Source organism: Dokdonia sp. PRO95 (assembly GCF_000355805.1).
Lineage (GTDB): Bacteria > Bacteroidota > Bacteroidia > Flavobacteriales > Flavobacteriaceae > Dokdonia.
In genome coordinates this window covers 3,172,501-3,185,485 of the sequence record NZ_CM001837.1, presented here as the reverse complement: position 1 = coordinate 3,185,485, position 12,985 = coordinate 3,172,501, and the positions used below count along the sequence as shown (strand labels likewise).

Here is a 12,985-nt window from a genome sequence, read left to right as displayed (position 1 = left end):
ATTTTGTTGCATCATTTGTAAGATTTAAAATTACAAAAAATAAGACCTCTTTACCGTGAAAAACCATAATACTTTTGTTAAAGTTCGCTACTCAGAAACCGATCAGATGGGCTTTGTGCATCACAGTAACTATGCTCAATATCTTGAAATTGCGAGACTTGAATGGCTAGAACAACTCGGAATTTCTTATAAATGGATGGAAGAAAATGGTGTAATGCTACCAGTTTATAATTTAAATACAACATTTAAAAAATCTGCACTTTTCGATGATCGCCTTAAAATAGAAACCTCACTTAGGAATATTCCTACGGTGCGTATTATGTTCGATTATAAAGTTTATAACCAAAATGAAGAGTTATTAACAGTGGCGAGTACAGAATTGATCTTTATGAATACAAAAACTGGGCGACCTATGAGGTGCCCAAAATACATTTTAGAGAAGCTCTAATATTCGTCTTTAAGAAGGTTAATTCCATAGACTTCATTAAAAGCCTCAATGACCTTTTCAGACTCTTTTCTTCGTATGGCGAGATGAAACACACAGTCCATTTCCATCTTCTGTTCGATTATGGTCACCTTATGATCATTTATTAAGCGCATCGCTTTATTGAGTAGAGGATATTCAAATTGTACAGAAAAAGGGATGTCAATTGTTTTCTTTACGATACGAGCATTCTCAAGTGCAAGTTGTGCACCCGTTCTATAAGCATTGATTAGACCGCCTACACCTAATTTTGTCCCACCAAAATATCGTACCACTACTACAAGCACATTAGTAACATCAAAGGATTGTAGTTGACCATATATAGGGGCACCTGCACTATTAGAAGGTTCACCATCGTCATTTGCGCGGTATTGTTCGTATTCCTTACCTAATACATACGCATAGCACCAGTGTCTGGCTTGGTAGTGCTGTTTTTTTAGGGCATCTATATGTTCCTTGACTTCTTCCTCTGTGGTAACGGGAAATGCATAGCCAAAGAATTTGCTATTACGATCCTTAAAGAGTGTCTCTTCAGAGGGCGATAAAATGGTGTTATAAGTGTCTTTTTGTTCGATATTATAATTGTTTTAGGTACGCTTTCGCGAAAGCGTAATCACGCTACTTTTTACTTTTTTTCACATGTTTCAATACTAAGAAGTTCTGAGCATTTGGTTCAAAACCTGAAATAGTTTTCTGTGTAAAGCGTACGACCTCGTCATAATATAGTGGAATTATAGGAGACTGCTCTATAATAAGAGAATCCATCTTGATATAGTATTGCTTGCGCTCATCTATGTCTGTAATGCTCAAGCTTTTCTCATAAAGACTGTCAAAAGTCGCACTTTTAAAGTGTGTATAGTTAGGTCCGTTAGGAGTGAAGTTTTTACTGTAAAATAAACTCAAGTAGTTTTCTGCATCTGGGTAATCTGCAATCCAGCTTGCACGGAAAGCGTCTAGCTCACCACTACTTTTCATCTGGCGCAATGTAGATGGAGGCATTACATCAATTTGTACATCCAGTCCTACTTTTTGCAGCTCGCGCTGTATGTACTCACAGATATCAAGATATTGACTATTCGTACCAATAGTGAGTTGTGGTGACTGATCTCCAGTTTGTGCAGTGTACTGAGCTACAAGTTCCTTAGCAAGTGTGGGATTATAACTATAACCTTCTATCTCATTAAAACCTGGAAGCCCCTTTGGGATAAAACCGTTTACTGCAGGTTTTCCTATTCCATTGCGCAGGTAGGTGATCATTTTCTCACGATCAAAACCGTAGTTTACTGCCTTACGTAATAAAGTAGATTGCACTTCTGGAGTGTTACTATCAAGATAGAAACCTATGTACTCAGTGTTGAGCCAAGGTGTTTTTTCAAAATTCACTCTGTCTTCATACTTCTCGCGTAGTGTTCCAGAGGCAGTGAGTATCTCGTCTTTATAAGAAGGATCAAGACTATTTAAAAAGTCAATATTGCCTTGAGCAAACTGTAAAAATTCGCTTTGCTTGTCTGGTAAAAAAGTAATGGCAACCGCCTCTAAGTAAGGGAGGCTATTTCCAGCAGCATCTTTTTCGTAATACAATTCGTTTTTACGAAGAACGAGTTTTACACCTTCTTTCCAACGTTTAAATTTAAACGGACCAGTACCTATAGGGTTTGATCTAAATTCATTTCCATAAAAAGTTGTCACTTCCTTAGGTACAACAGAGCAGTATCTCATGCTAAGCAATCCCAAATATGCAGGAAAAGGCTGCTTTAATTGCACTACAAAAGTACTGTCATTTTCTGCTTTATAATGATCAACGTTACTAAGCACCCAGCTTCCTGGGGATGCAATAGCGGGGTCTGTAAGTCTATCAAAGGAATATACAAAGTCACTTGCAACTACTTTTCTTGTGCTATCTACAGTATTAAAAGCTTCATGTTTATGAAACTTAACATCATCACGTAGTGTGAAAGAGTAGGTAAGTGCATCCTCAGAAATAGTCCAAGACTTAGCGATGTCTGGCTGCACATTAAGATCATTATCTAATTGAACAAGTCCATTAAATAACTGATTTACCGGCCAGATAATTGGCGGATTACGAGCAAAAGCAGGGTCTAATGTCGAAATCTGGTATTGCTCGTTGTATCTAAACACTTCATGATCTCGCTCTGTGCTTTTACTGTTTGAGCAACCTACTGTACATAAACTTAAAAGCACGAAAGCGAGCCATACAGCTGCTGTCCATGTGCTAGATTTTCTCAAAAAGTAATTGTTTTTGTACAATACGGAAGTGCTTCTGTGGTGATTTTAAATACTTCGTTTTATTTCTCCCATTCTGTATGGAAGATTCCCTCGCGGTCTAATCTTTCGTAGGTGTGAGATCCAAAATAATCTCGTTGTGCTTGTATAAGATTAAGTGGTAATCTCGTAGAAGTATATGCGTCAAAATACGTTAACGAGTTTGATACTCCAGGAAGCGGGATTCCATTAATAGCTCCATAAGCAACAAGTTCTCTAGCCGAGTCTACCGTGCTTTGTATCTTCTTGATAAACGATGGAGATAATAAAAGGTTAGGTAGTTCTGTGTCTTCTGTAAAAGCATCTGTGATATCTGCAAGGAGCTTTGCTCTTATAATACATCCAGCTCTCCATATTTTTGCAATTACCGCAATATCGAGGTCATATCCATATTCCTTAGACGCGTCTGCTAGCTGATGCAAACCTTGAGCATAAGTAATGATGTAAGAGAAGTAAAGTGCTTCTTCTGTAAGCTTAGTCAGCTTTTCTTTATCCATTGTTGCCACTTCTGGGCGATCGTAAAGAGAATCTGCAATGGTACGCTCATCTTTAAGTGCAGAGATTTCTCTCATACTCACAGCGATATCAATAGAAGGTACGGGAATACCTAGGTCCATCGCATTTTGTGAGGTCCATTTTCCTGTTCCTTTTTGTTTTGCTTTATCAAGAATCTGGTCTACAAGGTCACCACTAGTAAGAGTGTCCTTTTCGGCAAAAATTTCTGATGTAATCTCAACTAAGAAGGATTGTAAACGCCCTTCATTCCATGATTTATAGGTTTCGTGAAGTTCTTGATTAGATAAGTTTCCTGCCTTTTTAAGCACGTCGTATATCTCAGAAGTAAGTTGCATAAGTCCGTACTCAATTCCGTTGTGCACCATTTTTACATAGTTACCAGCAGATTTAGGTCCTAAGTAAGCAACACAAGGTTCTCCATTATATTTGGCAGATACTGCTTCAAAAATGGGTTGAACTGCTGCATATCCTGGTTTTGATCCTCCAGGCATGATGCTAGGTCCTATACGTGCGCCTTTTGCTCCTCCAGAAACTCCTGCTCCAAAAAAGTGAATTCCTTTTTCAGATAAGTAAGCTTCTCTTCGGTCGGTATCTGTAAAGAAGGAGTTTCCTCCGTCTATAATGATATCTCCTTTATCTAAGTGTGGTAGTAAACTTTCTATGACGATGTCTACTACTTTACCTGCGGGTACTAGTAGCATGATTTTACGTGGGGATGATAACGCTTTCGCGAAAGCGGATACATCAACCGTCGCATCTACGCGTTTTGGGTCGCCGCCTTCCTCAATAAGCGCTTGTACTTTTTCTGGGTCAAGGTCATTGCCCATCGCGCTAAAGCCATTATCGGCTACATTTAATATAAAGTTACGTCCCATTACGCCCAGTCCAACCAAGCCAAAATCATAAGAATTTTCCATAAATACAGTTTCATTCCCCACAAATGAACCCAGAAAAGTGAGTCAAATTTAGAAGTGGGCATTGCTCTTCAAAAATAGTGGAAAAATAATTGTTTTTGTGAGTAAGTGGTAGGGAAGTCGGTTGGGAATGGACGAAAGTTTCAATACTTTTGAAGCACCTTAAATAAGTCATTCATATGCGCAAGACAGAGAATCAGTTATTAGTCATTTTTGGCGCCTCGGGAGACCTCACTGCCCGAAAATTAGTTCCTGCATTATACAAGCTTTATAAAGATAAACACCTGCCTGAGCATTTTGCCGTGTTGGGCGTAGCGCGTAGTTTTATGACCGATGAGGAGTTTAGAAAGCGTGTCGTGCTAGAAAGTAAATACTTAGATGACAGTGAGGAGTTTCTTGCTACATTTTCTGAGAAACTATTTTATGAAGATCTCCATAAAAAGTACGATGTAGATTACCGTGAGCTCAATGAGCGCATACAAGATATCAATACCGCATACCAGTGTGATAATAATATCATCTTTTACTTATCTACACCTCCTAGTTTGTTTGAAGCCATTGCAAAGAATCTTACTGCAAAAGGACTTAATGATGAGCGTCTAGGCTGGAAACGCCTTATTGTAGAGAAGCCATTTGGTTACAGTCTTGAGACCGCAAAGTCACTCAACGAGGGATTACACAGATATTTTAAAGAATCGCAGATTTACAGAATAGATCATTATTTAGGTAAAGAGACCGTTCAAAACATACTTGTCACCCGATTTGCAAATAGCATATTTGAGCCCTTATGGAATCGTGATTACATAGATCACGTAGAGATTACAAATGCAGAGAGTGGAGGTGTAGAGTCTCGAGGTGGTTACTATGATAAATCTGGAGCATTGCGAGATATGTTTCAAAGTCACTTATTACAGCTTGTTGCATTAATAGTAATGGAACCACCATTAAGTGCAGATCCAGAAGAAATACGTAACGAAAAATTAAAAGCACTAAAGTCATTACGATTAATGACAGACCCAGAGGTGCTTGATAAAAATACCATACGCGGGCAATATTTAAGTAGTGAGATAGATGGCGAGCGTGTAAATAGCTACCGCGAGGAAGAAGACGTAGACACAGATAGTATTACAGAAACCTATGCTGCGGTTAAGTTTTATGTAGATAACTGGCGCTGGGCAGATGTACCTTTTTATGTGCGCACGGCAAAACGTATGCCTACAAAGGTTACGGAAGTTGTGATACACTTCAAGTCACCACACCACCAGATTTTTAAAAACTCAGACATTAATAAGGATAATAAACTCATCATACGTATTCAGCCAGATGAGGGTATCCTAGTAAAGTTTGGTGTGAAAGTTCCAGGACAAGGTTTTAAGGTAGAACGTGGTAATCTTGATTTTTATTACTCTAGCTTAGGTGATACAGATATTATGGAAGCTTACGAGCGACTATTACTTGATGCGATGCAAGGTGATGCTACGTTATATTCTCGTGCAGACGAGGTAGAAGCAGCATGGAGGTTTACAGATCCTATACTTGAATATTGGACAAGTCGTGATGTAAAGATGTATGGATATGCGGCAGGAGTCTGGGGACCAGAATTTGCAGATGATCTTATTGAAGGTCAAGGAGGCTGGCGTAATCCAGGAGCACATCTAGCAGACGATCCAGGATACTGTGTGATAGAATAATAATATTGAGTTGTTACCCATTTTAACTAGCGTTCTGCGGTTGTAATTATAGAATAGAAAACAATGACACTACATATATCAAAAACAAAGCAAGAAGTAGCACAAGATTTTGCTACTTATTTAATGGAAGCTGCAAGTGGTAAAGAGCGTTTTACTGTTGCACTATCTGGAGGAAGTACTCCTAAAATTGTTTTTGACTTACTTGCAGAGAAGCATACAGATGCAGATTGGTCTAAGTTTCAATTTTATTGGGGTGATGAGCGTTGTGTTCCTCCTACAGATGAGCAAAGCAATTACAAAATGACTGTAGATCATTTGTTTTCAAAAATCAATATCCCTGCGGGAAATATACATCGCATCCTTGGCGAAAATAATCCAGAAGCAGAAGCTATACGCTATGCAGAGGTTTTAGAAAGTACGCTCGCTACGGAAAATGAGGTGCCTCAATTTGATTTAGTGATACTAGGTATGGGAGATGATGGTCATACTGCATCTATATTTCCACATGAGATAGAACTTTGGGACTCATCAAACTGGTGCGAAGTTGCGACACATCCAGAATCTGGACAACAACGCGTGAGTATTACGGGCGATATTATCAATAATGCGCAATCGGTAGCATTTCTAGTTACTGGAGCTTCAAAAGAAGAAAAGGTGAAAACAATCATTAATCAAGAAGAAGATTTTAGATATTATCCAGCAAGTCTTGTTTCACCACTCTCTGGAGAACTTCATTGGTTTATGGACGAAGATGCAGCAAGTGGTTTAGACGGATAGCGTAATCCCAAAGTAGTAATATGTTGTCGTAATTTATATCTTATGAAAGTAGCTAGTTGTATTGTCTTTTTTCTTTTTGCGATAACAATACACGCTCAAGATGTAATTACAGGAACACTACTAGCTACACAAGACAGTCTTGCCATCGAGAATGCCTCTGTCTATTTTAATAATACCACAATTGGCGCTATATCTAATGTGCAAGGAGATTTTAGAATTACTAGAGATAATGCGATACAAACCGAACTTATTATAAGTGTTTTAGGTTTTGAGACGCTTATTATCCCTCATAATCAACTTGGCTCTTTAGGAACTTTATATCTTAAAGAAAGTATCGACTCACTGGATGAGGTAATATTAGATGACGATACTTGGTCAAGAGAACGTAAAATGAGGGCTTTTAAAAAGCACTTTATAGGTTCTGTGTTAAATACAAAGGGTGTCAAGATTCTCAATGAAAAAGATATCCGGTTGAGATATAGCGCTACTAACGGGATGCTGTATGCAGACAGCAATGTGCCTATTAGGATTAGAAATAAAAACTTAGGGTATCTCGTATCTTATGATCTCATGGACTTTGAGGTTACTTATGAGAAAAGTCTCAATGGATTTAATATGGCAAGGAAGTCCTTTTTTGTAGGGACTGTTTTCTTTGAAAATATTAAAGAAAAAACAAGCCGTAAGATTTTAAAAAATAGATCTGCAGAATATAAAGGCTCACTACTTCACTTTTTGAGAGCGCTACGCGATCATAAACTAGTAGAAGAAAAATATAGAGTTTTTCTAGGCAAATATGAGACTGCTCCATATGCGCCTTTTAAAATAATTGCTACAGATAAAGGACATGAAGTAACCCTTCTTGAAGATGATATCCAGATTCTTTATAACCAAGACGAGCAATCTAAACTTGAAGCTACAGCTTCATTTTTTATTGATTCATTTGGAAATCATAGTCCTGTTGATGTTTTGTATACAGGCGGTGCGATGGCAGCACGTAAGGTAGGAGCAATGCTACCTCTCACGTTTGAACTTGCAGAAGAATAGTGTGCTGATTTTTCATCTTTTCGCTTAGATTATTGTTTTAAAATTACGCTTTCGCGAAAGCGTACTAATCTTCACACAACACCACTTAATATAGTATTTTTGCAATCTTAAATTTATATTATGATTGCAGTAGATAACCTTGCCGTTGAGTTTAGCGGAGACACACTTTTTGCAGATGTTTCTTTCTCTATTAATGAGAATGATAAAATTGCCCTAATGGGTAAAAACGGAGCTGGTAAGTCTACCATGATGAAAATTATCGCAGGAGCATTAAAACCTACTCGTGGTAACGTACGAACTCCTAAGGATGCAGTCATAGCATACTTACCACAGCACTTACTTACAGATGATGATTGTACGGTAATGGAGGAGGCTTCTAAGGCTTTTTCTACTGTTTTTACAATGAAGGAGGAGATGGCTCGTCTTAACAAGGAGCTTGAAACTCGTACAGATTATGAGTCTAAGGAATACATGGACATCATCACGAAGGTGACAGATCTTGGCGAGAAGTTTTATGCGATTGAGGAGGTAAATTATGAAGAGGAAGTTGAGAAAGCGTTAAAAGGACTTGGGTTTAAACGTGAGGATTTTACAAGACCTACGAGCGAATTTTCTGGAGGATGGCGCATGCGTATTGAGCTAGCCAAAATCTTACTACAAAAACCAGATCTTATCTTACTGGATGAGCCTACAAACCACGTAGATATTGAGTCTGTGATATGGTTAGAGGATTTCTTGTTGAATAAGGCAAAGGCTGTCGTTGTGATTTCTCACGATAAGGCGTTTATTGATAATATTACAAATCGTACGATAGAGGTTACAATGGGACGCATTTACGATTATAAAGCAAATTACTCACACTATCTTGAGTTACGTGCAGATCGTCGTACACATCAAATCAAAGCCTACCAAGAGCAGCAAAAATTTATTGCAGATAACCAAGCCTTTATAGATCGTTTTAAAGGAACATATAGTAAAACAAATCAAGTCTCTTCTCGTGAGCGTATGCTAGAAAAGCTTACCATCATTGAGATTGATGAGGTAGATAACTCGGCACTAGCATTGAGATTTCCACCGGCGCCTAGGTCTGGAGATTTTCCTGTAAAAGTGAAAGATCTTACTAAGAAGTATGATAATCATACGGTGTTTAGTGGTGCAAATATGGATATCGCTCGAGGCGAAAAAGTGAGTTTTGTAGGTAGAAATGGCGAAGGGAAATCAACGATGATTAAAGCCATACTTGGTGAAATCGAGGTAGAAGGTGCTTGCGAACTAGGACATAACGTAAAAGTGGGTTATTTTGCTCAAAATCAGGCTGCATTATTAGATCCAGATCTTACCGTTTTCCAAACGGTAGATGAGGTTGCCAAAGGCGATATGCGCACGCAGATTAAAAATATATTAGGTCGCTTTATGTTTTCTGGAGATAATCTAGATAAAAAGGTAAGTGTACTTTCTGGAGGAGAAAAAACACGACTAGCAATGGTGAAGTTGCTTCTTGATCCAGTAAACTTATTAATACTGGATGAGCCTACAAACCACTTAGATATAAAGTCTAAAGATGTCTTGAAAGAAGCACTACAAACCTTTGATGGAACACTTATCCTTGTTTCTCACGATCGTGATTTCTTACAAGGACTATCTAAAAAGGTATTTGAATTTAAGGAGAAGCGAGTTATTGAACACTTTGAAAGCATTGACGATTTCTTAAAAAGAAACCGTATTGAAAATCTTAAGGAAATAGATTTAATGAAGTCTTAAGTCGCTCTAGGTAACGAGCGACTTAAGACCTAAGTTTTAATACATCGTATTAGAATTTGCAGATGTTTTTGGAATTTGCTGTATAGCATCCCAGTGTTCTACGATTTTCTCATTGGAGTCAAATCTAAAAAAGTCCATCGTGATGTATTGATCATCGTCTGGCCATATTTGATGGGTATGTAAGGATACAAGGTCACCTTCGGCAATGGCGCGTACAAAGTCAATTGATTTTTCAGGATACTCAGCCTGCATTCTTTCAAAGTAAGATATGAATCCTTCGGTTCCATTTTCTACGTCGGGATTGTGCTGTATATATTCATCACCCACGTATAAAGAAACCGCCTCTCGTGGATTTCCCTCATATGCCATTTTGTAAAAAGCGATGGCATTTTCTTTCATGGTTTCGGTTTTAGACATGATGTGGCTTTTAATGATTAAACTGCTTCCCATCATTTACTTCGACCCAATATCCATCTGGATCTTGGAAGTATAGTTGGCGTACTTTATCTGGACGTGTTGAAATTTGGTTAGCACTTCCTGGCCAGTCGTAGTAGTTGAGGTTTCGTTTTTCTATGCTTTCGCGAAAGCGGTCAAAATCACCTACAGCAAGGGCTATGTGAACTCCTTTAGGTATTTTCTTATCAAGACTATCTACTTGAATAATATGTAATTCTTGCGATGATCCTAGTCTAAACCATCTTATATGCGGCTCCTCTGTACCATCTTTAATTTCCTTCAAACCAAAGACCTCTTGATAAAAAGCCACACTTTCATCCAGATCTGCTACGTTAATCGCATAATGATCTATCGCAACTTGAAATCCTGACGCTGAGTCTAGATTAGTGGGTGTTGTACTTGTTTTTTCTGCACATGAGAAAAAACATAACGCAGTAACTGTAAGAGCTACTGCGTTTGTAAATAATTTATTAGTCATCATTATTTTCCTTGGTTTACTGGCGGTGGTCCTGCTGGTACAATCGCTTCGTACACGGCATCGCCTTTACGTTCCTTATATTCTGCTTTAACTTCGTTTACAAGCGTAGGATCTTCAAAAAGATCAAGCATCGTCATGCTCATTGCTTTACTAGCATATGTCATTCCTTTATGACCAATAGACATCCCTCCACAAGCCACGACAGCCCATGAGTGCCACGGTGTATCCTTAGGAGCAGTGGTAACGCCAAGGTTAATATTTGCTACATTCCAGCTCACATCACCTACATCTGTACTACCGCCACCTGGATTTTCTCTAGTCGCTTCAAGTGGTTTGATAGTGCTATCCATACCTACCTGAGGCTTTCCAGTTACTTCTTGAATTTTTTTACCAAAGGCAATTTCTTCTGGCGTATAATTAATAGGTCCTAGAAGCTCAAGATTGTTTTGCATTACTGCTCCACCAGTTCTATTGACGAGTACTTCATAAATCCCAGAAATAAGAGACACTTTATAATCTACATCGGCAAGGATGGCCGCGCCCTCTACCATTTCTTGTAAGCGTTCATACACGGGCATCATCCCTTTACGTTCTGTGTCGCGCACTCGCATCCATAGACGCGAGTAATCTGGAACTACATTTACCACTTGACCACCATCTTGTATGTGGTAATGCATGCGCACGGTAGGCTTTACGTGCTCACGATAATAGTTTACACCTGTTGTGTAAATTTCAAGCGCATCAGAGGCAGAGCGTCCATTCCATGGGTCTGCACTGGCGTGTGCTGCTTGACCAAAGAATTCTATTTTAAAATCTACCAGCGCGAGAGAGCTTTGTACATCTGCTTTCATTTCTGCTGCTGGGTGCCAAGAAATATTTACATCTACATCATCCCAGAGACCTTCACGCACCATCCATATTTTCCCAAAGAACTTTTCTTCAGAAGGTGTTCCCATAAATTTTACGGTTCCTTTGATTTTTCCGGCTTCTATTTGTTCTTTAATGGCAATGGCAGCACCTAAACTCGCTGCGCCAAACATATTGTGACCACAGCCATGACCAGGCTCGCCTTCGTTAAGCGGATTCTTTGTTGGCTCAGTTTTTTGAGAAAGTCCTGGCAGTGCATCAAACTCTCCCAAAACACTAATTAGAGGGCTTCCAGATCCATACGTAGCAACAAAAGCTGTAGGCATTCCTGCAACGCCACGATCTACTTTAAATCCATTTTTCTCAGCATAACTTGCAAGAATTTCAGCCGACTGGGTTTCTTCAAAAGCAGTCTCGGCGATAGACCATATCTCATCAGAAATGCGGATGAGTTCTTTTTCATGTTTTTCAACAGAGGCAATTACTGCTTGTTTGTTTTTTGATAGTTTTTGAGCAGAGACGCTTAGCGTGATTATACTCAAAACGTAGAGGAGTGTCAATTTTTTCATTAAAGTCTAACATTTTGGTTGGTAGCTTCTAAGATACACAAAATCAAAACTCCAGAAAATGATATCGTTACGACAGGTTAGTATTTATCACTCCATACCATAATACTGCAGCCCACGCCCAACATATAATCGCATATATAACTCTCAGAATATGTACAGAATGTAGTTTGTTGCTTAGAAAGTGCCAAGCAAGTCCAGCCCAGATAAAGCCAAAAGACCAAAACATCCCAACACCTATAGTTGCTGGCCATACCCAATCGCCTGTCCAATCATTAAGGGTGGGATAGGAGGTAAATAAGAATGAAACGGGATAATACAGTAACGCTCCTAGAATTCCCATACTAAAGAGTCCCATAGGAAGTATTGCTACAAAAGCTATGATGGAGAATCTGGTAGTGTATGATAAGGACTTCCAGAAAGTGAGTATGGGTGCTAGCATGGTTGATTGTTAGCTACTAATATATGAAAAGTAAGCTTTCGCGAAAGAATAATGAAGAAAGGTTACAGCAACATACTAGTATTATTTGGAGTTATGTGTAATCTTTTTAAGGAAGCCGTTACTTGTTATAAGGGTAAACCTATATTATTTAAAGTTTGAAATTAGCTAAGCTCTAGCAGGGTTGGAGTGTGGATATGTAGTCTAACGGATGTTTTATTTCAAAGTACTTTCAAAAACTCCTATATATTCTAAAACCTCAGTTGATTTTAATTTAGATTTTTGACTATTTATTCCCTTTTCAAATATTAAAACAAGTACTTTCTTGTTTAGTTCTGTTTTTAAATGTTTTATGCTTTCTGGGTTTTGTATCATTCCACATAGATATTCAAATTTGTTACCCTCAGTAATTGTTTCAATAAAATCTCCATCCAAATAACAGTTTAAATCAGATTTCATTTTCCATTTTGGATTACTATTTTCCCATATTTCGTAATCTCTATCAGATACAGATTCATCAGGTTCAGGTTCCCAATATGATTCAGTATATGATGTAGCGTCTTTTCTAGTTTTAAACTCTCCTAAAAAAACGTGTACCTTCATATTTTTGATATTTTTCTCAAATTTATGTACTATAGCCCATGATATAAAAGAAATACCCTTCCTAATAGCTAAAGGAACTCCTGATTCGTTTTAAAATCTGTTCCCG

13 protein-coding genes are annotated in these 12,985 nt (G+C 38.3%); 5 read left to right on the top strand and 8 right to left on the bottom strand.

The genetic code is table 11. From position 1 onward, the window contains the following. The first annotated feature begins 55 nt into the window (after nt 1-55). Nucleotides 56-448 (top strand): thioesterase family protein, encoded by a 393-nt coding sequence (locus tag D017_RS14320; protein ID WP_035337493.1) that lies wholly within the window; start codon nt 56-58, stop codon nt 446-448. Here the strand turns inward: D017_RS14320 and D017_RS14315 are convergent. Genes D017_RS14315 through gndA form a run of 3 tightly spaced genes read right to left on the bottom strand, consistent with a single transcriptional unit; the run spans nt 445 to nt 4,200 of the window. Beyond that, nucleotides 445-1,059, bottom strand: a complete 615-nt coding sequence (locus tag D017_RS14315; protein WP_035337492.1) for a YigZ family protein — start codon at nt 1,057-1,059, stop codon at nt 445-447. The two genes, D017_RS14320 and D017_RS14315, sit on opposite strands and share 4 nt — an antisense overlap. Before the next feature lie 43 nt (nt 1,060-1,102). Further along, nucleotides 1,103-2,731 (bottom strand): ABC transporter substrate-binding protein, encoded by a 1,629-nt coding sequence (locus D017_RS14310; protein ID WP_035337490.1) that lies wholly within the window; start codon nt 2,729-2,731, stop codon nt 1,103-1,105. A 59-nt stretch (nt 2,732-2,790) separates the two neighbouring features. Further along, on the bottom strand, nt 2,791-4,200 hold the full coding sequence (gene gndA, locus D017_RS14305; RefSeq protein WP_035337487.1) for an NADP-dependent phosphogluconate dehydrogenase: 1,410 nt from the start codon (nt 4,198-4,200) through the stop codon (nt 2,791-2,793). 176 nt (nt 4,201-4,376) lie between these two features. Between gndA and zwf the strand changes: the two genes are divergently transcribed. The 4 genes from zwf to D017_RS14285 all read left to right on the top strand — a co-directional run bounded on the left by zwf (nt 4,377) and on the right by D017_RS14285 (nt 9,470). Continuing rightward, nucleotides 4,377-5,888 (top strand): glucose-6-phosphate dehydrogenase, encoded by a 1,512-nt coding sequence (gene zwf / locus D017_RS14300; RefSeq protein WP_035337484.1) that lies wholly within the window; start codon nt 4,377-4,379, stop codon nt 5,886-5,888. Nucleotides 5,889-5,951: 63 nt separating this feature from the next. Further along, a complete protein-coding gene (gene pgl, locus D017_RS14295) occupies nt 5,952-6,665 on the top strand; it encodes a 6-phosphogluconolactonase (RefSeq protein WP_035337481.1) in 714 nt (237 codons plus the stop codon). Between the two features lie 42 nt (nt 6,666-6,707). Continuing rightward, nucleotides 6,708-7,709 (top strand): carboxypeptidase-like regulatory domain-containing protein, encoded by a 1,002-nt coding sequence (locus D017_RS14290; RefSeq protein ID WP_035337478.1) that lies wholly within the window; start codon nt 6,708-6,710, stop codon nt 7,707-7,709. A gap of 120 nt (nt 7,710-7,829) precedes the next feature. Continuing rightward, nucleotides 7,830-9,470: an ABC-F family ATP-binding cassette domain-containing protein gene (locus D017_RS14285; RefSeq protein ID WP_035337475.1), complete on the top strand. Its 1,641-nt coding sequence runs from the start codon at nt 7,830-7,832 to the stop codon at nt 9,468-9,470. 36 nt (nt 9,471-9,506) lie between these two features. Here D017_RS14285 and D017_RS14280 read toward each other — a convergent pair whose 3' ends face one another. The 5 genes from D017_RS14280 to D017_RS14260 form a co-directional block, all read right to left on the bottom strand. After that, the gene (locus tag D017_RS14280) at nt 9,507-9,887 is read right to left on the bottom strand and encodes a nuclear transport factor 2 family protein (RefSeq protein WP_035337473.1); all 381 of its coding nucleotides are present in this window, start codon (nt 9,885-9,887) and stop codon (nt 9,507-9,509) included. 10 nt (nt 9,888-9,897) lie between these two features. Further along, nucleotides 9,898-10,407: a VOC family protein gene (locus D017_RS14275; RefSeq protein ID WP_051583930.1), complete on the bottom strand. Its 510-nt coding sequence runs from the start codon at nt 10,405-10,407 to the stop codon at nt 9,898-9,900. Further along, nucleotides 10,407-11,840 (bottom strand): amidohydrolase, encoded by a 1,434-nt coding sequence (locus tag D017_RS14270; protein ID WP_035337470.1) that lies wholly within the window; start codon nt 11,838-11,840, stop codon nt 10,407-10,409. The genes D017_RS14275 and D017_RS14270 overlap by 1 nt, the downstream gene beginning before the upstream one ends. A 67-nt stretch (nt 11,841-11,907) precedes the next feature. Further along, nucleotides 11,908-12,279, bottom strand: a complete 372-nt coding sequence (locus tag D017_RS14265) for a hypothetical protein (protein WP_035337468.1) — start codon at nt 12,277-12,279, stop codon at nt 11,908-11,910. A 213-nt stretch (nt 12,280-12,492) separates the two neighbouring features. Further along, nucleotides 12,493-12,879, bottom strand: coding sequence for a hypothetical protein (locus D017_RS14260; protein ID WP_035337466.1), 387 nt, complete (start codon nt 12,877-12,879; stop codon nt 12,493-12,495). Nucleotides 12,880-12,985: the final 106 nt, after the last annotated feature.

Bases quoted from the DNA above. Each gene is read 5' to 3' on its own strand.
- gndA (WP_035337487.1), bottom strand. From the start codon at position 4,200: ATGGAAAATTCTTATGATTTTGGCTTGGTTGGACTGGGCGTAATGGGA.
- D017_RS14265 (WP_035337468.1), bottom strand. From the start codon at position 12,279: ATGCTAGCACCCATACTCACTTTCTGGAAGTCCTTATCATACACTACC.
- D017_RS14275 (WP_051583930.1), bottom strand. From the start codon at position 10,407: ATGATGACTAATAAATTATTTACAAACGCAGTAGCTCTTACAGTTACT.
- D017_RS14270 (WP_035337470.1), bottom strand. From the start codon at position 11,840: ATGAAAAAATTGACACTCCTCTACGTTTTGAGTATAATCACGCTAAGC.
- zwf (WP_035337484.1), top strand. From the start codon at position 4,377: ATGCGCAAGACAGAGAATCAGTTATTAGTCATTTTTGGCGCCTCGGGA.
- D017_RS14285 (WP_035337475.1), top strand. From the start codon at position 7,830: ATGATTGCAGTAGATAACCTTGCCGTTGAGTTTAGCGGAGACACACTT.
- D017_RS14280 (WP_035337473.1), bottom strand. From the start codon at position 9,887: ATGTCTAAAACCGAAACCATGAAAGAAAATGCCATCGCTTTTTACAAA.
- pgl (WP_035337481.1), top strand. From the start codon at position 5,952: ATGACACTACATATATCAAAAACAAAGCAAGAAGTAGCACAAGATTTT.
- D017_RS14290 (WP_035337478.1), top strand. From the start codon at position 6,708: ATGAAAGTAGCTAGTTGTATTGTCTTTTTTCTTTTTGCGATAACAATA.
- D017_RS14260 (WP_035337466.1), bottom strand. From the start codon at position 12,879: ATGAAGGTACACGTTTTTTTAGGAGAGTTTAAAACTAGAAAAGACGCT.